The 21,929-nt window shown below is 71.8% G+C and carries 20 protein-coding genes; 3 read left to right on the top strand and 17 right to left on the bottom strand.

All coding sequences use genetic code 11. From position 1 onward, the window contains the following. Positions 1 to 217: 217 nt before the first annotated feature. Positions 218 to 1,285 (top strand): phosphatase PAP2 family protein, encoded by a 1,068-nt coding sequence (locus tag ACSMXX_RS26985; RefSeq protein ID WP_473181270.1) that lies wholly within the window; start codon positions 218 to 220, stop codon positions 1,283 to 1,285. Positions 1,286 to 1,378: 93 nt separating this feature from the next. Here the strand turns inward: ACSMXX_RS26985 and ACSMXX_RS26980 are convergent, their stop codons facing one another. The 5 genes from ACSMXX_RS26980 to ACSMXX_RS26960 all read right to left on the bottom strand — a co-directional run bounded on the left by ACSMXX_RS26980 (position 1,379) and on the right by ACSMXX_RS26960 (position 5,716). Continuing rightward, positions 1,379 to 1,600: a hypothetical protein gene (locus ACSMXX_RS26980; RefSeq protein ID WP_473181269.1), complete on the bottom strand. Its 222-nt coding sequence runs from the start codon at positions 1,598 to 1,600 to the stop codon at positions 1,379 to 1,381. Between the two features lie 398 nt (positions 1,601 to 1,998). Further along, complete coding sequence (locus ACSMXX_RS26975) at positions 1,999 to 2,964, bottom strand: helix-turn-helix transcriptional regulator (protein WP_473181268.1); 966 nt, start codon at positions 2,962 to 2,964, stop codon at positions 1,999 to 2,001. Positions 2,965 to 3,049: 85 nt separating this feature from the next. After that, positions 3,050 to 3,220, bottom strand: a complete 171-nt coding sequence (locus ACSMXX_RS26970) for a hydrophobic protein (protein ID WP_473181267.1) — start codon at positions 3,218 to 3,220, stop codon at positions 3,050 to 3,052. 43 nt (positions 3,221 to 3,263) lie between these two features. Then, the gene (locus tag ACSMXX_RS26965; protein WP_473181266.1) at positions 3,264 to 4,445 is read right to left on the bottom strand and encodes a hypothetical protein; all 1,182 of its coding nucleotides are present in this window, start codon (positions 4,443 to 4,445) and stop codon (positions 3,264 to 3,266) included. After that, positions 4,442 to 5,716 (bottom strand): glycosyltransferase family 4 protein, encoded by a 1,275-nt coding sequence (locus ACSMXX_RS26960; RefSeq protein ID WP_473181265.1) that lies wholly within the window; start codon positions 5,714 to 5,716, stop codon positions 4,442 to 4,444. The genes ACSMXX_RS26965 and ACSMXX_RS26960 overlap by 4 nt, the downstream gene beginning before the upstream one ends. Before the next feature lie 312 nt (positions 5,717 to 6,028). Here ACSMXX_RS26960 and ACSMXX_RS26955 point away from each other — a divergent pair, with 312 nt between their 5' ends. Further along, a complete protein-coding gene (locus ACSMXX_RS26955; protein ID WP_473184997.1) occupies positions 6,029 to 7,084 on the top strand; it encodes a hypothetical protein in 1,056 nt (351 codons plus the stop codon). Positions 7,085 to 7,289: 205 nt separating this feature from the next. After that, positions 7,290 to 7,574, top strand: coding sequence for a hypothetical protein (locus ACSMXX_RS26950; RefSeq protein WP_473181264.1), 285 nt, complete (start codon positions 7,290 to 7,292; stop codon positions 7,572 to 7,574). 88 nt (positions 7,575 to 7,662) lie between these two features. Here the strand turns inward: ACSMXX_RS26950 and der are convergent, their stop codons facing one another. The 12 genes from der to ACSMXX_RS26890 all read right to left on the bottom strand — a co-directional run bounded on the left by der (position 7,663) and on the right by ACSMXX_RS26890 (position 21,915). Next, the gene (der, locus tag ACSMXX_RS26945; protein WP_473181263.1) at positions 7,663 to 9,141 is read right to left on the bottom strand and encodes a ribosome biogenesis GTPase Der; all 1,479 of its coding nucleotides are present in this window, start codon (positions 9,139 to 9,141) and stop codon (positions 7,663 to 7,665) included. Between the two features lie 130 nt (positions 9,142 to 9,271). Then, positions 9,272 to 9,859: a lysophospholipid acyltransferase family protein gene (locus tag ACSMXX_RS26940; protein ID WP_473184996.1), complete on the bottom strand. Its 588-nt coding sequence runs from the start codon at positions 9,857 to 9,859 to the stop codon at positions 9,272 to 9,274. A gap of 65 nt (positions 9,860 to 9,924) precedes the next feature. Beyond that, on the bottom strand, positions 9,925 to 10,635 hold the full coding sequence (gene cmk / locus ACSMXX_RS26935; protein ID WP_473181262.1) for a (d)CMP kinase: 711 nt from the start codon (positions 10,633 to 10,635) through the stop codon (positions 9,925 to 9,927). A gap of 285 nt (positions 10,636 to 10,920) precedes the next feature. Beyond that, complete coding sequence (locus tag ACSMXX_RS26930; protein ID WP_473181261.1) at positions 10,921 to 12,009, bottom strand: prephenate dehydrogenase; 1,089 nt, start codon at positions 12,007 to 12,009, stop codon at positions 10,921 to 10,923. Positions 12,010 to 12,024: 15 nt separating this feature from the next. Further along, on the bottom strand, positions 12,025 to 12,387 hold the full coding sequence (aroH, locus tag ACSMXX_RS26925) for a chorismate mutase (protein ID WP_473184995.1): 363 nt from the start codon (positions 12,385 to 12,387) through the stop codon (positions 12,025 to 12,027). A 226-nt stretch (positions 12,388 to 12,613) separates the two neighbouring features. Then, positions 12,614 to 13,903, bottom strand: a complete 1,290-nt coding sequence (locus ACSMXX_RS26920) for a pseudouridine synthase (protein WP_473181260.1) — start codon at positions 13,901 to 13,903, stop codon at positions 12,614 to 12,616. Next, positions 13,903 to 14,742: an SMC-Scp complex subunit ScpB gene (gene scpB / locus ACSMXX_RS26915; RefSeq protein WP_473181259.1), complete on the bottom strand. Its 840-nt coding sequence runs from the start codon at positions 14,740 to 14,742 to the stop codon at positions 13,903 to 13,905. The genes ACSMXX_RS26920 and scpB overlap by 1 nt, the downstream gene beginning before the upstream one ends. Continuing rightward, complete coding sequence (locus ACSMXX_RS26910; protein ID WP_473181258.1) at positions 14,739 to 15,959, bottom strand: segregation and condensation protein A; 1,221 nt, start codon at positions 15,957 to 15,959, stop codon at positions 14,739 to 14,741. The genes scpB and ACSMXX_RS26910 overlap by 4 nt, the downstream gene beginning before the upstream one ends. Before the next feature lie 90 nt (positions 15,960 to 16,049). Further along, a complete protein-coding gene (locus ACSMXX_RS26905; protein ID WP_473184994.1) occupies positions 16,050 to 16,685 on the bottom strand; it encodes a hypothetical protein in 636 nt (211 codons plus the stop codon). A gap of 227 nt (positions 16,686 to 16,912) precedes the next feature. Next, entirely contained in the window at positions 16,913 to 18,106 is a 1,194-nt protein-coding gene (locus ACSMXX_RS26900) for a ParA family protein (RefSeq protein ID WP_473181257.1), read from the bottom strand. A gap of 397 nt (positions 18,107 to 18,503) precedes the next feature. Then, positions 18,504 to 19,619: an alanine dehydrogenase gene (ald, locus tag ACSMXX_RS26895; RefSeq protein ID WP_473184993.1), complete on the bottom strand. Its 1,116-nt coding sequence runs from the start codon at positions 19,617 to 19,619 to the stop codon at positions 18,504 to 18,506. Positions 19,620 to 19,845: 226 nt separating this feature from the next. Then, the gene (locus ACSMXX_RS26890) at positions 19,846 to 21,915 is read right to left on the bottom strand and encodes an AAA family ATPase (protein ID WP_473184992.1); all 2,070 of its coding nucleotides are present in this window, start codon (positions 21,913 to 21,915) and stop codon (positions 19,846 to 19,848) included. Positions 21,916 to 21,929: the final 14 nt, after the last annotated feature.

Raw genomic sequence — 21,929 nt, 5'->3', positions numbered from 1 at the left:
ACCGAATTCCCCACCGACCAGCGGTGAACAGAAATTCAGGAGCGGGTTGGCCGTCCGCACGTGCGACCGCACCCGGAATACGGTGTCTAAACCCCGGATAAGCTGCGGGAATTCACCTGCACAAACACCTCGGTGAGACACACTCCACATCACATCGTCATCACGAACGCCCGTCGCGTGTGCGGTCAGCTCTCGCAGCCGTTGTAACGTCGACTAGGTGCGTACCGACCGACTGCTCGCCCGGCTGGAACAGGAGCCCGAGCGACCGAGCAACCGCGATGTCCCGCGGATGAGCCGAACCCGCAAGCTGTTGTTCGGCGCCACTTCGGTGCTCTATGCGGTGATTGTCATCGCCGTGCTGATCCGGGCAGATCTGGTGCGGCTCGACTGGCAGGTGATGCTCTTCAGGCCGTACAAGCAGTGGCCGGAACTGCACGAGTTCCTCGACTACTTCGTCGTCCTCGGCCAGCGCGGCCCGACCGCGGTGCTCGTGGCCGCGTGGCTCGGCTGGCGGTCGTGGCGGCAGCGCACGCTGCGCCCGCTGCTCGTACTCGGCACCGCGCTGCTGGCGCTCAACGTCACTGTCGGCGCTGTGAAAATCGGCCTGGGCAGACTCGGGCCGCACTACGCGACCACCGTCGGATCTGCCGAACTCTTCGCCGGCGGAGACATATTCCCCTCAGGTCACACCGCCAACGCCGTTGTGACCTGGGGCATTCTGGCTTATCTCGCCACCACGCCGCGGGCCCGCAGGGTGCTGTCGGTGATGGCCGCGTTCTTCGCCCTCGGCGTCGGCGCGACCACCGCCTACCTCGGCACCCACTGGGTGAGCGACGTGCTGCTCGGCTGGGCGGCCGGACTGCTCATCCTGCTCGGGCTGCCGTGGGCCGAGCCCGTCATCGCCTGGGCGGAGGACCGCATCGAGGCGTGGAGGGAGCGCCGGCGCACCGCGAGCCCCGGCGGCCGCCGCCTCGTGCCCTCGCCGCTCTCCCCCGTCACGCGGCAGTCGCTGCTGCCTTCGCGCCGGGGTCTGCCGGCCGAGGAGATGGCGGTGCAGGACGAGGGCCAGCACGGCGAGACCGCGGTCATCGGCGGCCGTGCGCCCGCCCCGTCCTCGTCGGGGACGGGCGTCGGGGCGGCGAGGCTGTACCACCCGGCCGGACGTCAGCACCCACTGCGGACCGAACGGGCGCCGGTCAGCCCGCAGCCGCCGGCCGGGCCGCGCCGCCCGTACTCGGACCGCTCGCTGCCGCGCACAGCCCATCTCGGGCCGCGCGGCAGGTAACCGGGAGCCCGTCAGCCGACAGCAGGCGGCCCCGGTGCCCGGAAGAAGGGCACCGGGGCCGCCTGCTTTGCTGCGGGCCGCCGCGCTGCGGAGTCAGCCCTTCCAGCAGCGCACGACGTTCCCCGTGCTCTTCTCGACGGCGAAGTTGATCCGCCCGCTCAGATACTCCATGGTGATGATCGCGTCCGGCGGCAGCGACCGGACAGTGGCCCAGCCACGTGCGTACGCGCGCTCCTCGGCGGCCTCCGCCGTGAGCCCCACATAGCTCTCGGGGTCGTCCTGCGGGTTGTCCTGGGCTGCGGATTCCGGTGCCATGCCGCCACCGTACCGCCGAAGGTCCCCGCCGTATCGTCAGCTCGTCACACTCTTGTCACAAGCCCGGCGAAGCTCTCGACTCTTCACCGTGTCACTCGTACGGGGCTCGTACGGAAGTCCGCATTCTTCCCCTTCTGCACACGGATTCGCTCACAGGAATTCTCCCGCGGACGTGCCGTCAGAAATTGCGGAGCACCCGGCAATTCTCCCGGGACTGTGATCCGGTAACGCTGCGGAGGCGTGCGGGACTTGTGCGTCGCAACCGCTTGCACAATTCCGGCGTAACGAGCCTTTCCCGCCTCGCACAGTGCTCCGCTCCGAACGACGGGCCGGCGCGGTGAAGGCAAGGGGAGCGGGCTGCAGGAAGGAAGCGGCAGCAACAGCGGGAAGGAAAGTCTTCAACTTCCGCCGAGGGCCCGGTCAAGCCTGTCGCGCAACGCGCTGACCTGCGCGAACAGCCCTTCAGGAGCGCGTACTTCGAAGTCGAATCCGAGCATCAGAATGTAAGGAAGGATCACTTCGAGCGACGGCCCGCCGGTGCGCAGCAGACAGCTGTGCTCGTCGACCGCCTCCAGGGTGCCCGTCGACAGCGTGACCACCTGGGCCGCCCGCTCGACCGGCACCCGCAGCAGCACCGTCACATGCTCCGCGAACGCCCTGACGGCCACGCCTTCGGAGACCCACGCCGCCAGGTCCTCCGCGGGACCGGTGCGGGGAGCGAACCGCGGACCGTGCGGCGGTGTGAGCGTGATGCGGTCGACCCGGAAGGTGCGCCAGTCCGCACGCTCGGTGTCCCAGCCGACCAGATACCAGCGCCGGTAGGTGCTGACGAGCCGGTGCGGTTCGACGATGCGCCGGCCGGTGGTGCCGTCGTGCGTCTCGTACGAGAAGCGGAGCTGCTGGTGATCGCGGCAGGCGTGGGCGAGTTCGGTGATGAGGGACGCCTCCACGGCAGGCCCGTAGTGTGCCCGTGTCATCGGCACGGTGTAGGCGTTCAGCGCGTTCACGCGGCGGCGCAGCCGGTGCGGCAGCACCTGTTCGAGCTTCGCCAGCGCACGCGCCGAGGACTCCTCGATGCCCTGTACGCCGCCGCCCGCGGCACCCCGCAGGCCGACGGCGACCGCGACGGCCTCCTCGTCGTCGAGCAGCAGCGGCGGCAGTTCGGCACCGGCGCCGAGCTGGTAGCCGCCCGCGGTGCCCGTACTGGAGTTGACCGGATAGCCCAGGCCGCGGAGCCGCTCGACGTCCCTGCGGACGGTGCGCGGGGTGACCCCGAGCCGTTCCGCGAGTTCGGCGCCGGACCATTCACGAGGGGACTGCAGCAGCGAGAGCAGACGCAGAAGCCGTGCCGATGTCTCGACCATGCCACTGAGTCTGCCACCTGTTGCGGACACCTTCTGTCCGCAACAGGTGGCAGCTCAGGCAGCTCAGGACCTGTTCTTCAGCCGGCTACCAGCGGTACCAGCGGGCCTTCTTGCCTCCTGCGCCCGTGGTGCGCAGCAGGAAGCCGAGCAGCCAGATCACCAGAACCGCGACGGCGATGTACCAGAGCACCTCGAGCGCGAAGCCGAAGCCGAAAAGTACCAACGCCAGGAGCAGTACGAGCAGTACAGGACCCATCGGGCAACACCTCCTGGCACGACGGGTGCCCCTCTCCGGATTCCTACACCGCCTCCGCACAACTCACCCGTACCGACAGGTCGTTGTCGAGCGTGTAGTACGGCCTGACCGAGTGGACCGCACCGTCCTCGCCCGTGACCCGCTGCGGCGGATAGCTGAAGATCTGCTTCTTGTCCGGTACGTCGTCCAGTATCCGGGCGATGCGGACCGCCTCCTCGTCCGCGGACGGACGCAGCCACAGGTTCCACACCCGGTGTCCGGACGGCAGCGCGTCCAGGGGCAGCCGGGCCGTGAAGCCCGGTGCCGGTTGCGCGCCGGGTGTGCGGGAGCCGTTGGTGCGGCCGCTGTTCGTATCGGGGTCGCCGGCGGGCGCCTCTCCGTCCAGCGTCAGGGGCACGCTCACGGGCGCCTCCGCTGTGTCGCGCGGATGCGCCTCCAGGCGTGCGGTGGCCGAGAGGCGGGCGCCGTAGAGCCTGCCCCGCAGCACCATGCTCCCGTCCACCACCCGCAGCGGCCCCGCCTCGGCGTGCGGCCAGCGCAGCCATGAACGGACCGTGAGATTGCCGAACTTGGTGGCGTACGGGATGCGAACGCCCAGCCATGTGCGGCCCTCACGGGGTACTCGGTCGATGAGGGAACGCAGATCGTGCACACCGGGCAGCAGCCGCTGCGGCTCCTCGCCGGCCAGGGCGAGACTGGCGTCCCAGCGCCCCTCGGGGAGGGTCATGATGCTCGGCAGCACGGCGCGCATCGTGCCCTCCGCCTCCGCGGGACCGAGCGGCAGCCTTACGGTGTCCGCCGGGCCCTCGCCGCGCAGACGCAGCAGCAGCGCCGCGTCGCCCGGCGGCCATGCCGCGGCGCCGTCGGTCAGCCGTACGTCGAAGGTGAGGCCTCCGGCGCTGTCGGCGGTGCAGTCGGCGCGCGCACGTACGGGCTCGGGCGCAGCGGCGGACGGTACGGCGTGCAGGGCCTCGGCGGCAGAGCGGAGTCCGCTCTGCCCGGCGCCCGCCGCGGCCCGCGCCTCCCTGGCCGTCCGGCCGGTCCTGCCGGTCCGGCCGGTCCTGCCGGCCTTCTGGGCCTTCCCCCTCTTTCCTCCCGGCCTCTCCTTTCTCGCGTCTCTCGCCGCGCACCCGGCCGGATCCGGGGCGGAAGCGGCGGCCGCGGCCGCCTTCGGTGCCGGGACTGCCCCCATGACTCCCGGGACGCCGGTGACGTAGCTGGTCATGGCCGTCCTCCCTGCAGTGCGGGTCTCGTGCCCTTGAGGGCCTGCTTGGCAACGTGCTCGGCGACGTCCTTGACGGCGTAGGCACCGCCGAGCAGCGCTCCGCGTGCCCTGTGCACGGCGCCGCCGCGGCGATTGACGAGGGCGGTCAGCAAGTCCTCGTAGCGTGCGCCCACTCGCGCCGGGTCGAAGCGGGCCGAGGAGGCGAGCGCGGCCCTCCCCATGCGTTGCCGCAGCGCGTCGTCGTTCATCAGCCGCAGCAGCGAGCCGGCGATTGCGGGCTCGTCGCCCACGGGTGCCAGCAGACCGTCCACGCCGTCGCGGATGATCTCGCCCGGCCCGTGCGGGCAGTCGGTGGCCACGACGGGCAGACCGCACCGCATCGCTTCGACGATGGTCATGCCGAATGACTCCAGGCTCGAAGTGACCGCCCCGATGGCGCCCTTGGCCCACTCGGCCTCGATGGGATGCGCCGGGCCCATGAGGAACACATGGTTGTAGAGGCCGAGTTCGTCGATCAGGGAGCGCAGCCGGTCCCGCTCGCGCCCGTTGCCGTAGATGCGCAGACCCCAGTCGGGGCGTTCGGCGACGACCTCGGCGAAGGCGCGTATCAGCACGTCGTAGCGCTTCGCGGGGGCGAGCCGGCCCGCGGCGACGACCCACTTGCCGGTGCCGTCCGCGGGACGGACGTCCGGTTCGGGCACGCTGTTCGGCAGCGCCTCGACGCGTACGCCGGGCAGCCGCAGGATCCTGCGGTAGTCACGGGCGTCGGCCTCGGTGACGGTGGTGACCGCGTCCAGCCGCGGATAGGTGCCGCGGAGCACCAGCTTCAGGCGCGCCGGATGCGTGGCGAGCGTGAGGTGCTCCTGCCCCAGACGGGCCGGGCCCCGGCGGGTCTGGCGGGCTATGTGCGCGTTGAGCCCGGGGCGCGTGCCGATGACGACGTCGGCAGTCGTGGTCCGCAGGTGCTCGCCGATACGGCGGTCGGTCAGCGGGCTGTACTGCGGATGCCGCCCGTCGCCGCGCGGGAACACCCGGGCCGGCAGGGCGTGTTCGGGATCGCCCCCCTCGTAGCCGGGGCTGTGCCGGCGCATGTCCACGAGCGACCGCAGCCGCACCCGGGGACCCGGGTCGAAGAACGGCCTGTGCCGGTACCGGAAGACCGACACGACCTCCACGTCGTGCTGTTCGGCAAGCGTCCGCGCCAAGTTGAACGTGGTGCGGATCGTTCCCCCCATGCCGTACGCGCTGTTGATCAGAAACGAGATGTGCATTCTGCCCCGACTCCCACCCGTATAGAGCGTTCGTTCCCCCAATTGCCCATCAGTCACTGGCTAGACGGGCATGGGACGGGGATGGTTGGCCGCTATCGAGGCTTTGTTCCAGAAGAGTTCCGACATCGTGAAGAAGATTCGGGAACTCTCCAACTCTCCAACTCTTCTTTCCTCTCCGGCGTCCAAGCGGTCCCGGGCCGGTCCGGCCCGCGGCGGTCCGATTCCGCACCAGCTCACGCGTGACCGGGACCACGGCTCCCCCGTTGTTCATACGGACAAGAACCGAACGCCCAGGGAGCCCCCGTGTCCCCCATGCTCGATGTCAGCGACGACGTACGCGCCGAGATCGGCGATGATGAAGCCAACCGGCTGCTCGCGGGCGACAACGCCCCGGGCAGCTACGACTGCACCTCGTGCCGCGCTCCGGGCGACACGGGCCAAGTCCGCACCAGCACCGTCCTGTTCGTGGGCGACGAGACGGCCGTGCTCGCCTTCGCACACGCCACGTGCATCCCCTCCCAGGTGGTCAAGGTCACCGAGGAGGAGGTACAGGGTGCCGTCCGCACGATCACCGCCGACGCCGCGGCCGCCTCCCAGGCCGCACCCCCGGGCAGCTCCGGACCAGCGCACACAGCCGTCCCCGGGCACGCACCTCCGGTGGCACCGTCCGCAGCCCCCGGTGGTACCGCCGCGCCCCCGGCCGGCCCGGCTCCCGTCACCGGCCCGGGCGGTCCCGGCGGTCCTGTCGGCCAGGGCGGTGCGATGGCCCCGGCAGCCGTACACACGCCGGCGCACACACCCTCCTACGCCCCCGAATACACCCCCGAGTACGCCCAGGCTCCCGTCCCCGGCCCGGCCCAGCCGCCCGCGGCGGCGCAGCAGCCGGCGCCGGAGCGGGCGGTGCTCGGCGTCACATGCGGGCAGGTACTGATCGAAGACACGGTGTACGCGGCCGTCGTCGTGGAACCGACGGCGCGCATCGCCCGCCCCGGCTCGGACGGCCAGGGCGACGACTTCCTGCCCCTCCTCGTCGAGCAGGGCTTCCTCCCCGTCACCGGCCTCACCCAGGCCCCGGCGCCCGTGCCGGGGTGGTCGGTGCTCGTCGCCATGGGCCAGCTGCACGCGATCCTGCAGCCGCCCACCGGCAGCAGCGTCCAGCAGAACATCTGGTGGCAGGCGCACCAGGCACTGCCCGTCACGGACGGATGGCGCAACTCCGCGAACCAGAGCAACACGGTGCTCGTCTACGCCGCTCCCGTCGGCTCCATCGGGCAGCAGCCCCGTGAGGACCTGCTGCGCGAGGCGCTGGTGCAGGCAGCCGCCCAGGGCGTTCTCGTGGGCGCCGCCATGCCGCTCGCCGGGGCCTGAAGGCGCAGCCGGCGCCACGGGTCCGGTGCGTACGGATTCGCACGCACGGTCCACGGCGCACCCCTGCGAACAGGTCATTCGACGCGCCGCCCCGCATCCGCGGGGCGGCGCCGTCGTTGGCCCAGACGTGCAGCCTTACGAACCTTCCCGAGCTCCCCGTCCCTACCGCGACCACGGCAGAGGCCCCGGCCTGGGCATCCCGGCCATGCGGCCGAGCCATGACGGCCCCGCGGACAACGCCTCCTCCACACCCATCTACGACGCTCTGTACGCGGAGTACAGCAGGCTCTTCCGTACGCTTCCCGGCGACCGCACCGGCGAGGAGGAGCTGCGCTTCGAGGGCTTCGGCACGGTGCACGGCACCGGCACCGGCAGCTGGGGCGGCGACGGCTGGCACAGCAGCGAATGGCCGAGGGAGTCGCTGCCGCGGCACGCACACCGCGTACCGGCGGCGCTGCCGCCCGGCCCGCGCGACGGCCAGACTTACTGACCGGCCGCCCGGTTGACCGGCCGCCGGGTCGGCCGGTCAGTCCCGGCGTCCGCTCCGGGGCCGGAGCCCTCACTGGTCCCCAGTCCGGCTACTTCTTCCTGCCGCGCTTCTCCCGCACCCGCACCGACATGTGGACCGGCGTCCCGTCGAACCCGAACTCCTCGCGCAGACGCCGCTCCACGAACCGCCTGTAGCCCGCCTCCAGAAAGCCCGAGGCGAAGAGCACGAACCGCGGCGGACGGGTGCCCGCCTGCGTCCCGAAGAGGATGCGGGGCTGCTTGCCGCCCCGTACGGGGTGGGGGTGCGAGGCGACGATCTCACCGAGGAACGAGTTCAGCTTCCCCGTCGGCACCCGCGTCTCCCAGCCCTCCAGGGCCGTCTCGATGGCGGGCACCAGCTTCTCCATGTGGCGCCCAGTGCGGGCGGAGATGTTCACGCGAGGCGCCCAGCGGACCTGGACCAGGTCGCGTTCGATCTCCCGCTCCAGATAGAAGCGGCGCTCCTCGTCCAGGTTGTCCCACTTGTTGTAGGCGAGGACGAGCGCCCGTCCGGCCTCCACCGCCATGGTGATGATGCGCAGGTCCTGAACGCTGATCGGCTCGGTCACATCGATCAGTACGACCGCGACCTCGGCCTTCTCCAGCGCGGCAGCGGTGCGCAGCGACGCGTAGTAGTCGGCACCCTCCTGCAGGTGCACGCGACGGCGGATGCCGGCCGTGTCGACGAACATCCAGCTCTTTCCGGCCAGTTCGATCAGTTCGTCCACCGGGTCGCGGGTGGTGCCGGCGATCTCGTCGACGACGACGCGCTCCTCCTTGGCGACCTTGTTCAGCAGCGAGGACTTGCCGACGTTCGGACGGCCGATGAGCGCGATGCGCCTCGGTCCGCCGACACCGCCCCTGCCGAAGGTCTGCTCCGGCGCATCGGGCAGCGCCTCCAGCACGACGTCGAGCAGGTCGCCGGTGCCACGTCCGTGCAGCGCCGAGACGGGGTGCGGCTCGCCGAGCCCGAGCGCCCACAGATAGGTCGCGTCGGCCTCCCCGTTCGGGCCGTCGACCTTGTTGGCGCACAGCACGACGGGCTTCCCGGCCTTGCGCAGCATGCGTACGACCGCCTCGTCCGTGTCCGTGGCACCGACCTGGGCGTCCACGACCAGCACCACCGCGTCCGCCGCCTCGACGGCGAACTCCGCCTGGGCCGCGACGGTGGCCTCCATGCCGAGCACGTCCTGCTCCCAGCCGCCGGTGTCCACGAGCTTGAAGCGACGGCCGGCCCACTCCCCTTCGTAGGTCACGCGGTCGCGGGTCACGCCGGGACGGTCCTCGACGACGGCCTCACGCCGCCCGAGGATCCGGTTCACCAGCGTCGACTTGCCGACATTGGGGCGCCCGACGACGGCCAGCACGGGCAGCGGGCCCTGCGAGGCCTCCTCCAGTGCGCCCTCCACCTCCTCGGCGTCGAACCCCTCTTCGGCGGCGAGCTCCATGAACCGGTCGAACTCGGCGTCGCCGAGCTCACCGTGGTCGTGCCCGGGCTCGTACACGCCGTGCTGTTCCTTCTCGTCCATGCGGTCTCGTCCTCGTCGTTCATGATCAGGTGGTCCGCCGCCCTGCGGATGCTCCGCACGGCGGCTACTGCAAGTCTGCCGGGACACGGCCGGCGGGTGCCGGATGCCCGGTGCCGGAAGCCGGCCGCTCTCAGCGTCCCGTCTGCCGCCGTGCGTCGGCCAGATGGTCCGTGAGGTGCCGCTGGATGCGTACGGTCGCCTCGTCCAGCGCCGAACGCGTACGGCGACCGCTGCCGTCGCCCGCCTCGAACGGGTCGCCGAAGACGACGTCGATACGGCTGCGCACCGCCGGGAGAGCCCGCACGAGGCGGCCCGGCCGGTCGTTGCTGCCCAGCACGGCGACCGGAACGACCGGTGCCCCCGAGCGTACGGCGAAGTAGGCCAGCCCCGAACGCAGCGAGGCGAAGTCGCCCTCGCCGCGGGTGCCTTCGGGGAAGATGCCCATCACGCCTCCCCGCTCCAGCACACCCAGGGTGCCGACGACCGCGGCCCTGTCCGTGCTGCCGCGGTCGACCGCGATCTGTCCGATGCCGCGGAGGAACGGGCCGAGAGGGCCGATGAACGCCTCCTGCTTGATGAGGAAGTGCACGGGACGCGGAGAGGTCCCCATCAGCATCGGGCCGTCGACGAAGTGCGAATGGTTGACGGCGAGGATCGCGGGCCCGCTCGGCGGTACGCGCCAGGCGCCCAGTACGCGCGGACGCCACAGGCCGTGCATCACACCCAGGCCGATCCGGCGGCCGGCCGCCGCACCTCGCGGACCGGGCGCGGAGCCGGTCGATGTCACTTGGAGATCTGCCCCGCCTTCTCGTCGGCCTTCGCGGCGGCGGCCTTCCCGACGAGCGTGACGACGCACTCGACGACCTGCTCCAGCGTGAGCTGGGTGGTGTCGACCTCGACGGCGTCGTCGGCCTTCTTCAGCGGGGACGTCTTGCGGCCGCTGTCGGCGGCGTCCCGCTTGTCCAGGGCCTCGCGGGTGGCCGAGAGATCCGCGGCGTCCTTGCCCTTCAGCTCCCCGCTGCGGCGGGAGGCACGGGCCTCGGGAGAGGCGGTGAGGAAGATCTTGAGGTCGGCGTCGGGGAGGACGGTCGTGCCGATGTCCCGGCCCTCGACGACGATGCCGCCGACCGCCCCTGCCGCGATGGAACGCTGCAGCGCCGTGATCCGGGTCCGCACCTCGGGGACGGCGCTGACCTTGCTGACCGCCGCGGTGACCTCCTGGGTGCGGATGGGGCCGGACGCGTCCGCACCGTCGACTGCGATGGCGGGGGCTGCCGGGTCGGTGCCGGAGTCGATGACGGGCTTGGCCGCGGCGGCGGCGACGGCCGCGGCGTCGTCCACGGGAACGCCGTTCGTCAGCATCCACCAGGTGATCGCCCTGTACTGCGCGCCCGTGTCCAGATAGCTGAGGCCGAGCTCAGCCGCGACGGCCTTGGAGGTGCTGGACTTGCCCGTGCCGGAGGGGCCGTCGATGGCGACAATCACTGCAGACACGCTGTGGGGGACCTTTCTCGAACACGGGCAGGGACGGCGCCGGCCGTACCGGCCGCGGGAACAAGGCTACCGGCTCGGATGGGGGTGTATCCCCGCGTCCCTGACACGGGCCCGACGGGGTTCGCCGCCGTCGCACGACGGCATCGGACGGCCCCGGCACGACCTGGGCAGAAGGGCCGCGGGGCACGGCTTGTGCGCCCCGGCGGCACGGCAAGCCGCGGCCCTTCCTGTGCCGGTGCGTGCCGGTGTTCGGTGCGGGTGCGGTGCCCGTGCGGCCCGATGCGCTCACTGCTGCCGGAGTGACCAGCCACGGTCGCGCAGCGCCGCCTCGAGCGCCGCCGCCGCGCCGGGCTCGACCATCAGCTGCACATGGCCGGCCTGCTGCCCCGTCGCGTGCTCGATGCGTACGTCCTCGATGTTGACGCCTGCGGCCCCGGCGTCCGCGAAGATGCGGGCCAGCTCCCCCGGCCGGTCGCTGATGAGGACCGCCACGGTCCGGTACGCGGCCGGTGCCTGGCCGTGCTTGCCCGGGACCCTCGCCCGGCCCGAGTTGCCCCGGCGCAGCACGCTCTCGATGCCCGCGACGCCGCCGCCCCGCTTCTCCTCGTCGGCGGAGCCGAGCGCGCGAAGAGCCCGTACGGCCTCGTCAAGGTCGCTCGCCACGTCGGCGAGGATGTCCGCGACGGGCCCCGGGTTCGCGGTGAGGATCTCCACCCACATCGCGGGGTCGGAGGCGGCGATGCGGGTGACGTCGCGGATGCCCTGTCCGCACAGGCGTACGGCTGTCTCGTCCGCGGCCTCCAGACGGGCCGCGATCATGCTGGAGAGCAGCTGCGGGGTGTGCGAGACGAGTGCGACCGCCCGGTCGTGCGCGTCGGCGTCCATCACGACGGGGACGGCGCCGCACAGCGCGATCAGTTCCAGCGCGAGGTTGAGCACCTCGGTGTCGGTCTCGGCGGTCGGCGTGAGCACCCACGGCCGTCCCTCGAAGAGGTCGGCGGTGGCGGCCAGCGGCCCGTTCTGCTCGCGGCCGGACATGGGGTGGCTGCCGAGGTAGCCGACGAGGTCGCCGCCCGCTTCGAGCAGCTCGCGCCGGGGGCCGCCCTTGACGCTGGCCACGTCGATGCACGCGCGGGCGATGCCGCGGCGCTGCACGTCCGCGATCACGCGGGCCACGTGCGTCGGCGGTACGGCCACGATCGCGAGGTCGACGGCGGCTTCCGGCTCACCGGCCGTGCCGGCCCCGAGCGCCGCCGCCGTACGGACGCGCTCCGGGTCGATGTCGCTGAGGTGCACCCGCACGCCGCGCGCGGTCAGGGCGAGCGCCGCTGAGGTGCCGATGAGACCCGTGCCGACGACGAGAGCTGTACGCATTACCGGGCGATGTCCTTACTGGGCAATGTCCTTGCGAAGTGCCGCTGCTGCCCCGAGGTAGACGTGGTTGATCTGCGACTTCGGAACATCCGACTCGACGTGCGCCAGTACCCGCACCACGCGCGGCATGGCGCCGGCGACGTCCAGTTCCTGCGCGCAGATCAGCGGAACGTCCACGATGCCGAGCTTACGTGCGCCGGCCGCGGGGAAGTCGCTGTGCAGGTCGGGGGTGGCCGTGAACCAGACGCTTATGAGGTCGTCCGCGTCGAGGCCGTTGCGCTCCAGCACGCTGGTCATCAGCGCCGAGACCTGCTCGTGCATGTGGCCGGATTCGTCCCGCTCCAGCTGGACGGCTCCCCGTACCGCTCGTACCGCCACTCCTGCCCCGCTCCCTGCTGCCGTGCTGCCCTGCTGCGCCGTGCCGTGCTTGGTGTCCGCTGTCGTCTGCCGCATGCCCGGCTGCCGCCGGCCGCTGACAGCGTAGATCGCCAGGGGAAACGCACGTCCGGACCGACCGCACACTGAGACGGCCCGCACGCGAAGACGCCGGCACCCGTGGGCGCCGGCGTCCCGGTGCGACCGGCCACCCCCTGGAGACCGGCCTCTAGAGACCGACCTCGTTCATCAGCATGCCGACCTCGGTGTTCGTCATGCGGCGCAGCCAGCCCGACTTCTGGTCGCCCAGCGCGATGGGCCCGAAGCGCGTACGGACCAGCCGTTCGACGGGGAAGCCCGCCTCCGCGAGCATGCGGCGGACGATGTGCTTGCGGCCCTCGTGCAGGGTGACCTCCACGAGGTAGTTCTTGCCGATGTTCTCCACGACCCGGAAGTGGTCTGCGCGGGCGTGGCCGTCGTCCAGGCGGATGCCGTCCTTCAGACGCTTGCCGAGGTCACGCGGCAGCGGGCCCTGGATCGCTGCGAGATACGTCTTCTTCACGCCGTAGCGCGGGTGGGTGAGGCGGTGCGCCAGCTCGCCGTGGTTGGTGAGGAGTATGAGGCCCTCGGTCTCGGTGTCGAGACGGCCGACGTGGAAGAGGCGGGTCTCCCGGTTCTGCACGTAGTCGCCGAGACACTGGCGGCCTTCCGGGTCCTCCATCGACGCGACGACGCCCGCGGGCTTGTTGAGCGCGAAGAAGACATGCGACTGGGAGGCGATCGTCAGCCCGTCGACCTTGATCTCGTCCTTGTCCGGGTCGACGCGGACGCCCTGCTCGACGACGATGCTGCCGTTGACCTCGACCCTCGCCCGCTCGATCAGCTCCTCGCATGCGCGACGCGAGCCCATGCCCGCGCGGGCCAGCACCTTCTGCAGCCGCTCGCCCTCCTGATCGCCGAAGGTCTTCGGCAGACTCCGGGCGGGCTTGGTGTGCCGGGCGCGGTTGCGCTCCTCGATCTGCGCCTCGTACTCGCGGGGGCGCGAGGGCGCGGAGGCGTTACGGGCGCGGGCCTTGGGGGCTCCGCTGCCGGTGACCTTGCGGGGGCCGCTCTTCGCCGCGTTCTTCGCCGCGACGCTCCTCGCAGCCGCGCCGCGCGCCGCGGGAGTCCTGGGGGCGCCCTTCGGACCGCCCTTGGATCCGCTCTTCGGACCGGCTTCCGTGCCGGCACCCTTGCGTCCGCTGCCCGGCCCGGCCGCGGACGGCTTCTTCCCCGCCGCCTTCGGGCCGCCCCTGGACGCGCCCTGCGGGGAGTCCCCGGTGCGTCCGCCGCCGCGTGCGCCCGGCTTGCCGCCGCCGCTCGTGGGGCGCTCCCCGTCCTTGCCGTAGCGGCGTTCCTCCGGGCGCGGGCGCTCGGCCCGTTTCGGCCTGCCTGCGCCCCCTCCGGCCGCGCGGGGGGACTGCCCGCCGCCCACGCCCCTGTTCTTACGGTTCCCGCCGGTGTTGCCGCTGCTTCGCATCAGTGTTCCGTCTGCGTTCTGTCGTGGACTTCGTCGCCGCTGTCATCTACGTCGAACGACGGCATGCCTTCCGGTGAATCCCCCTCGACGGCGTCCGCCTCGGGAAGGAAGGGCGCCAGCTCCGGAAGCTCGTCCAGGCCGCGCAGGCCCAGCCGCTCCAGGAAGTAATGCGTCGTCGTGTACAGGATCGCACCTGTCTCGGGTTCCGCGCCCGCCTCCTGGACCAGCCCCCGCTGCAGGAGCGTACGCATCACGCCGTCGCAGTTGACTCCTCGTACGGCGGAGACGCGTGAACGGCTCACGGGCTGGCGGTAGGCGACCACGGCGAGCGTCTCCAGCGCGGCCTGCGTCAGCCGTGCCTGCTGCCCGTCGAGCACAAAGCTCTCGACGGCCTCCGAATACTCGGCCCGTGTGTAGAAGCGCCAGCCCTCGGCGACGAGACGCAGTTCGAAGCCCCGCTGCTGCCGGTCGTACTCGTCGGCCAGTTCGCGCAGGGCGTCGGAGATGTCGCGGCGCCGCCTCTGCAGAACCTTCGCCAGGTGCTCCTCGGTGGCGGGCTCGTCGACGACCATGAGCACGGCCTCCAGGGCGGGCTTCAACTCCAGCGCGGCGACGCCCTCCGGGTCGGTGGCCGGGTCGGTGCCCGGGTCGGTGCCGGGCTCGGCACTGGGCTCGGTGCCGGGCTCGTGGTCCTCGGGTGCTTCGGGACCGGCGGCGGTGCGGCCGTCGTCGGCGGCTGCGCCCGGAGCTGCGACGCCTCCGGCTGCCGCCGCTTCGCGCACCGGCCCGTCCGCGGCGTCCGCCGCCGCCTCCTGGACCTCGTACGTCTCCTCGCTCATGCCTGCATCTCCTCTTGGGCCTCGGGCTCCTGCCGGGACTCCGGCTCCTCGTCCTGCTGCCCGGGCTCCTGGTCGAACTCGTCCGTGACCAAGGGCTCCTTGCCGTCCTCGCCGCTCCACCTGACCATCAGCGACCCCAGCGCCTCGTCCTGTTCGAGGTCGATCGCCCGCTCCCGGTAGAGCTCCAGGAGCGCGAGGAAACGCGCGACGACGGTCAGGGTGTCCGGAGCGTCCTGGGTGAGCTGCTGGAAGCTGACCTCGCCGAGCTCCCGCAGCCTGGCCACCACCACCTCGGCCTGTTCGCGCACGCTCACCAGCGGTGCGTGGATGTGCTCGACGTAGACCTGCGGCTTCGGCTTCGGCCGCATCGCCTTCACCGCGAGCCGGGCGAAGCCCTCCGGGCCGATGCTGATGGCCACTTCGGGCAGCAGCTCGGCGTGGTGGGGTTCGAGACCGACCGTACGGGGATGGCGGTGCGCCTCCTGCGCCATGCGCCCGGCGAAGATCCCGGCGATCTCCTTGTACGCCCGGTACTGCAGCAGGCGCGCGAAGAGCAGGTCGCGGGCCTCCAGCAGCGCGAGGTCCGCCTCGTCCTCGACCTCGGCCGCGGGCAGCAGCCGTGCGGCCTTCAGGTCGAGCAACGTCGAGGCGACGACGAGGAATTCGGTGGTCTGGTCGAGATCCCAGTCGGGGCCCATGGCGTGGATGTAAGTCATGAACTCGTCGGTGACCTTCGAGAGCGCGACCTCCGTGACATCCAGCTTGTGCTTGGAGATCAGCTGCAGGAGGAGGTCGAAGGGGCCTTCGAAGTTGTCCAGGACGACCTTGAACCGCCCGTCGTCGGGCTGCTCTTCGGCCGGCTGTTCCTCCGGTGACGGACGCCCGTCGCCGGCGCCGTCCGCGACAGACGGGTGTTCGGGCCCTGGCTCGGGCTCGGGCCCTGGCTCCGGCTCGGGTTCCGGCTCCGGCTCGGGTCCGGGCGCCGGCTCGGGTCCGGGCGCCGGCACGGGCCGCAACTCCGGCTCATGCGCCGGTTCCGGCTCGGGCGGGCCCTCCGGCTCCGGTACGGCCCCTGGCGCCAGGCCCGGCACGGAGGGCGCGGCCTGCTCCCCGCCGGGGTCCGCCACGCCGGAAGGCGGCGACGTACCCGGCCCCCGTCCGAGGCTGCGGCGGGCGGTGCGGGGTGTCGTGTCGGCGTGGTCGTCAGGACTGGGCATCGCGGGGCAGCGTACTGGGGAGGAGCCGGTCAGGGCGTTCCGGCTCACTCATGTGCCCGCGCTTTCGGATGTGGTGGCGCACTGGAGGCTTCAGCGCCCCCGCAGCCGCCGTACGAGGATGCTGGCGTCGCCCCGGGACTCCAGGTCGGCCAGGACGACGGCGACGGCCTCGCGGACGATGCGGCCGCGGTCGACAGCCAGGCCGTGTTCACCGCGCAGCACCAGCCGCGCGTGCTCCAGGTCCATCAGCTCTTCCGCGGAGACGTAGACGGTGATCTTCTCGTCGTGCCGTTCGCGTCCGCTGGGGCGGCGGTTGGCGCCGCGCGTCCCCCTGCGTGCCGAACCGCCCGCCTGCTGACGGCCCCTGGGCTCGGACGTTCGCGAACTCTTCGGCTGCTGCGGGGACTTCGCCGCCGGACCGGATGCCTGCCCCGCCTGTACGGGCTGTCCCGGCCCGGTCTGGCGGGACGGGATCTCCGCGCTTCCGGAGCCTGTCCGACTGCTGCCGCCCGCACCGCCGGCGCCGCTCTGCGGCGCACCCTGACCGGGCACCGTACGGCGCTGTGCGGTCTTCTGGTCCGATCCGTCGCCGCCCTCGCGGCCCGTGTGCTCACTGCCGCTTCCCGTGCCGGTGCCACCGCGTGGAGCCGCACCGCCGTCAGCGGCGGACTCGTCGCCCTCGCCCGCGGCGGTGTGCTCGCTGTCTCGGCCGTCGTCGCCGCGCACCGGGGCGTCACCGTCACCGGCGGAAACGTCGGCGGCGGAACCGTCAGCGGCGTCATCCGCCTCACCGGTGGAGTCCCGTTCGCCGGCCGGTGCCGGAACCCGGGTCGTGGAGGGTGCGCTCTTGCCCGAAGGCTCCTCACCGTTGGCGTGGTTCTGGTTCGCGGGGGACGACGGCTGAACCGCTGAGCCCCCGGTCGTACGGAACAGTTCGTCAGCAGCAGGAAGACTCACTCGGCGTGGCACCGGGCGAGCACCTCCCTGGCGAGCTGGCGATAGGCGGCGGCGCCGACGGAGTTGGAGGCGTACGTCGTGATCGGCTCACCCGCGACGGTCGTCTCCGGGAAGCGGACGGTGCGGCCGATGACCGTGTGGTAGACGTTGTCGTCGAACGCCTCGACGACACGTGCCAGAACCTCGCGGCTGTGCACCGTGCGCGAGTCGTACATCGTCGCCAGGATGCCGTCGAGCTCCAGTTCCGGGTTGAGCCGCTCCTGGACCTTCTCGATCGTCTCGGTGAGCAGGGCGACGCCGCGCAGCGCGAAGAACTCGCATTCCAGCGGCACGATCACCTTGTGCGCGGCTGTGAGCGCATTCACGGTGAGCAGCCCGAGCGAGGGCTGGCAGTCGATGACGATGAAGTCGTAGTCACTCATGAGGGGTTGGAGCGCGCGCTGCAGCGTCGACTCGCGCGCGACCTCGCTCACCAGCTGGACTTCGGCCGCCGACAGGTCGATGTTGCTCGGCAGCAGGTCCATTCCCGCCACAGCGGTCTTCAGGAGCACCTCGTCCGGCGCGAGGCCGCGCTCCATCAGGAGGTTGTAGACCGTGAGTTCGAGCTCCATCGGATTCACACCCAGGCCCACCGACAGCGCGCCCTGCGGGTCGAAGTCGACGAGCAGCACGCGCCGTCCGTACTCCGCGAGCGCCGCGCCCAGGTTGATGGCGGAGGTCGTCTTGCCGACGCCGCCCTTCTGGTTGCACATCGCGATGATCTTCGCCGGGCCCGGTTCGCTGACCGGTCCGGGAATCGGGAAGTACGGGAGCGGACGCCCGGTCGGGCCGATCCGCTCGCGGCGCTGCCGTGCGGCGTCGGGCGCGAGGGTGGCCGCGTACTCGGGGTCGGGTTCGTAATCCGCATCCGGGTCGTAGAAGTGCCCTTCGGGCAGCTCGCCGTAGGGGACGCGGTGCTGGTCACTGTAGTCGGCGAGCTCGGCGGACTCGTCGCCCGCGGAGTTGCCGGCCATGGCGTTCACTTGGCGGCCGTCCATGCTCTGTTGGGCTGTCGTGGTCGGTGATGCGTTCTGGCGGGTGGCGAAGGTGCGGACAGCGACGGAGCCGACATCCTCGGACCCCGAGGATTCCTGGCCCCGCACAGGTGCTCCTGGTTGACCACCCCCGGGAGAAAATGTCGACTCATTCACAAGTCGTCCTACCTCCTTGGTGACCAGGAAACTTCTAGACAGGTCAGCGTGACACCATGCCGACGATTGGCGACTCTATGGCGTGTCGGCCGTCCTCAGCAACACAATCCACCGGAGACGGCACGATGTGTCGAGGCGCGAACACTCCGCTGTCAAGGGGCAATGTGGGTCACGGCACCCCTGCGGGCAGCACCGCGAGGCGGCCGGGAGACGCGTGAACACGGCGCTGTGGCCCCGTGGTTGAGCCTCTGTGACCACCCGGAAAGCGTCCTGGAACCGTCCCCTGAACCGCGTCACCGGCCCCGCGCCGCGGCGGCGGACGCAGGGCCGGTGACATCCCGTGACATGCCTTCAGCGGCAGTTCAGCGGCATTGACTTGCGCGGTTGACGTGCCGAATCAGCCCAGCAGCGTGCCGAGTTCGCGGCTGCCGAGGCCGTGCGCCGCGGCGACGGGTCCGTAGAAGACCTCTCCGTCGTGGACGTTGAGCCCCTTCGCGAGGGTCGCGTCCCGCCGAAGGGCGTTCCGCCAGCCGCAGTCGGCCAGTTCCACGATGTAGGGAAGCGTGGCGTTGGTCAGGGCGTACGTCGACGTGCTCGGCACGGCGCCGGGCATGTTGGCGACGCAGTAGAAGACCGACTCGTGGACCTGGAAGGTCGGTTCGGCGTGCGTCGTGGGGCGTGCGTCCTCGAAGCAGCCGCCCTGGTCGATGGCGATGTCGACAAGAACACTTCCCGGCTTCATGCGGGAGACCAGCTCGTTGCTCACCAGCTTCGGCGCCTTCGCACCGGGGATCAGCACGGCGCCGACGACCAGGTCCGCCTCCAGTACCGCACGCTCCAGCTCGTATGCGTTGGAGGCGACTGTGCGCACCTTGGTGCCGAAGATCTTGTCCGCCTCGCGGAGCTTGTTGACGTCCTTGTCGAGCAGCGTGACGTGGAAGCCGAGACCGATGGCGATCTGCGTGGCGTTCCAGCCGGAGACGCCACCGCCGATGACGACGGCGCGCCCCGCCTGCACACCCGGCACACCGCCCGGCAGCACACCGCGCCCGCCGGCGGAGCGCATCAGGTGGTACGCACCGACCTGGGGAGCGATCCGGCCGGCGACCTCGGACATCGGGGCGAGCAACGGCAGGCTGCGGCTGCCGGTCTCGACCGTCTCGTAGGCGATGGCCGTCGTGCCCGACTCCAGGAGCGCGTCGGTGCACTCCTTGGACGCGGCGAGATGGAGATAGGTGAAGAGGGTCTGGTCCTTGCGCAGCCGCCCGTACTCCTCGGCGACCGGCTCCTTCACCTTCAGCAGCATGTCGGCTGTGCCCCAGACCTCGTCGGCGGAGCCGAGGATGGTGGCTCCGGCTGCGACGTACTCCTCGTCCGGGATGGAGGAGCCGACTCCGGCTCCGCGCTCCAGGATGACCTGGTGCCCGTTGCGTACGAGTTCGTGCGCCCCGGCCGGGGTGATGGCCACGCGGAACTCGTTGTTCTTGACCTCGCGGGGGATGCCGACCTTCACGTCGATCACGGTCCTTGACTTCGGGTTGTTTCGGAAGCGCCCGCACCTGTGGGCGCGGGAGGCATCCGTGGCGCACATCCCGATACGGCAGCCCATGAGGTACATGGGAGATATATGCCGGTTGTCGCCTGGACGGCCACGGCTCAGCCAGTCTAATGAAGGATCGCGCGCTGTCCAGCCTTACAAACAAGCAATTTTTTCTGCCTTGGCTGATGATTTCTTAGGCCTACTCCACATGGTCCGTCAGGTTGTGCGAGTTCAGCAGCTCCTCGGCGGCCTGCCGGTGCCTTCTGCCTGCCCGTACGTCGCCCGTCCGGTCGCAGGCGTCGGCCAGCCTGAGCAGCAGCGCAGCCCGCAGCCGCTCGTCCTCCGCCGCCTGCGCGGCCTGGAGGGCCTGCCCGCACACGCGCACCGCCTCCTGGGGACGCCCGGACCGCTCGTGCACCCTCGCGATCTCGGCCAGCGCACGGGCATGCGCCCCCGAGTCGCCCAGCCTGCGGAAGTTCGCCGCCGCCGCGCGCCACTCGCGCAGCGCGTCGCCGAAGCACCCAGCGCCGGTGTGCACGGCGCCCAGCCGACCGTGCAGCCGGGCCGCCGCCGCACGGTCGTCCCGGGTCTGGTGGTGGGCGAGGGCACGGCCGTACCAGTCGGCGGCGCGTTCCAGGTCGCCCATGTCCTCGTACGTGGATCCGATGGATTCCAGGGCCCGGGCGGCGGCCGGGTGGTCCTGCGTGACGCGTGCGTCCCGGCCGGTGCCCCCGTCGCTCCCCCTGCTTCCCTCCCGGGCGGCGCTCCCCTCGCGGGCGGTGCGCTCCCGCGCGCTCCCCTCCCCCTCACGGGCGGCGTCCAGGGCGGCCCGGTAGCGCGTGAGAGCCCGCGCGTGCCTGCCCGTACGAGCGTCCAGGTCGCCGAGGTTGAGCAGCGCCGCGGCGCGCTCCCGCTGCAGGGCGGCGCGTTCGGCGACGTCCAGAACGAGTTCGTGCAGCCGGTACAGCTCCGGGGCGGCCTCCTCGGGCGAGCGGTGCGCGTCGAAGGCGCGGGCCAGCGCGGAGATCAGGCGCCGCGCGAGACCGTCGAGCCTGCCGCCGCCCTCTGCGACGGCGAGCCGGGCGGCGGCGAGTATCGCGGGACGCCGGGCCTCCAGCCACTCGCGGGCCTCTCGGCGCGTGCCGAAGCGGACCGTACGCGGCAGGAACGCCAGCCGCTTGCGGGCCTCGGAGCCCTCCGGCTCGGTGACCGCGTGGCACGCCCTCAGCTGCCGTACGGTCCGCTCCAGCATCCGCGCACGCGCGAGCACCGTCTCCTCTGGTCCCTCGTGCTCGGCGAGTTCGGCGCGCAGCAGCGGGTCCAGGCAGCGCGGCACGGCGTAACAGCCGGGGGTGTGGCTGCTGGTGCGCAGCAGCCCGAGCCGGAGGAACTCCTCCAGGATCTGCCGGGCGGCGGCCACCGAACAGCCGGCCAGCGACGAGGCGGTGTGTGCGTCGACGAGGCCTTCCGGGGCGAGGGCGAGCATCCGCAGCACGCGGGCGGGCGGCTTCGTCAGGGAACGGGCGACCAGATGGAAGGCGCGCTCCAGCGGGTCGGTCTCCGGCAGTTCGCCGAGCCGCTTGGCGGCGTCGGCCACGGAGAGCTTCGGGCGCGCGGCGAGCCATCCGCCAGCCAGCACCAGGGCGGCGGGCAGATATCCGCAGGCGTCGGCGACGAGTTCGGCACTGCGCGGGTCGACGGTCGTACGGTGCGGGGCGCCGGCACGCGCGGCGAGCAGCGACACGGCGGCGTCGCGCCCGAGTCCTCCGACGGTGCAGGGCCGAACGTCCGGCACTCCGGTCAGCGGCCCGGCGGAGACGGCGACGACGAGGCAGTCCCGGGTATCCGGCAGCAGGTCGAGCACCTGCTCGGGCAGGGTCACGTCGTCCAGGAGCAGCAGCACCCGGCGCCGTCCCAGCTCGGCACGGAGGGTCTCGGTGAGTTCGTCCTCGTCGGCGCCGGCGGGGACCGGGTCGGGGCCGAGGGCCGCGAGCAGATCGCGCGCGGTGCGCTCGGTGGGTACGGGTGTGCCGCCGGGCTCAGTGAGCCGTGCCCGCAGGAGGCCGTCGCCGTACCGGTCGGCCGCCTGGTGTGCGAACGCCTCGGCCAGCGCCGTGCGTCCGGACCCGGGCCTGCCGGCGACGAGGAGCACCCGGCTGTGCGGCGAGGGACGTCCGGAGAGCGTGTGCAGACCGGCCTTCTCCATGTCGGCCCGCATCTCGGCGAGTTCCCTCTCGCGGCCGGTGAAGTGACCGCCGGGCGCGGGGATCCGGGCGGTGCCGG

Source organism: Streptomyces sp. DSM 116795 (assembly GCF_055792905.1).
Note: the sequence above shows the minus strand (reverse complement) of the source record. Positions and strands in the feature narration are given on the sequence as shown.

Bases quoted from the DNA above. Each gene is read 5' to 3' on its own strand.
- ACSMXX_RS26950 (WP_473181264.1), top strand. From the start codon at position 7,290: ATGCGGCCGAGCCATGACGGCCCCGCGGACAACGCCTCCTCCACACCC.
- ACSMXX_RS26930 (WP_473181261.1), bottom strand. From the start codon at position 12,009: ATGCGTACAGCTCTCGTCGTCGGCACGGGTCTCATCGGCACCTCAGCG.
- ACSMXX_RS26980 (WP_473181269.1), bottom strand. From the start codon at position 1,600: ATGGCACCGGAATCCGCAGCCCAGGACAACCCGCAGGACGACCCCGAG.
- ACSMXX_RS26970 (WP_473181267.1), bottom strand. From the start codon at position 3,220: ATGGGTCCTGTACTGCTCGTACTGCTCCTGGCGTTGGTACTTTTCGGC.
- ACSMXX_RS26975 (WP_473181268.1), bottom strand. From the start codon at position 2,964: ATGGTCGAGACATCGGCACGGCTTCTGCGTCTGCTCTCGCTGCTGCAG.
- ACSMXX_RS26955 (WP_473184997.1), top strand. From the start codon at position 6,029: ATGCTCGATGTCAGCGACGACGTACGCGCCGAGATCGGCGATGATGAA.
- ACSMXX_RS26910 (WP_473181258.1), bottom strand. From the start codon at position 15,959: ATGCCCAGTCCTGACGACCACGCCGACACGACACCCCGCACCGCCCGC.
- scpB (WP_473181259.1), bottom strand. From the start codon at position 14,742: ATGAGCGAGGAGACGTACGAGGTCCAGGAGGCGGCGGCGGACGCCGCG.
- ACSMXX_RS26920 (WP_473181260.1), bottom strand. From the start codon at position 13,903: ATGCGAAGCAGCGGCAACACCGGCGGGAACCGTAAGAACAGGGGCGTG.
- der (WP_473181263.1), bottom strand. From the start codon at position 9,141: ATGGACGAGAAGGAACAGCACGGCGTGTACGAGCCCGGGCACGACCAC.
- ACSMXX_RS26940 (WP_473184996.1), bottom strand. From the start codon at position 9,859: ATGCACGGCCTGTGGCGTCCGCGCGTACTGGGCGCCTGGCGCGTACCG.
- ACSMXX_RS26960 (WP_473181265.1), bottom strand. From the start codon at position 5,716: ATGCACATCTCGTTTCTGATCAACAGCGCGTACGGCATGGGGGGAACG.
- ACSMXX_RS26965 (WP_473181266.1), bottom strand. From the start codon at position 4,445: ATGACCAGCTACGTCACCGGCGTCCCGGGAGTCATGGGGGCAGTCCCG.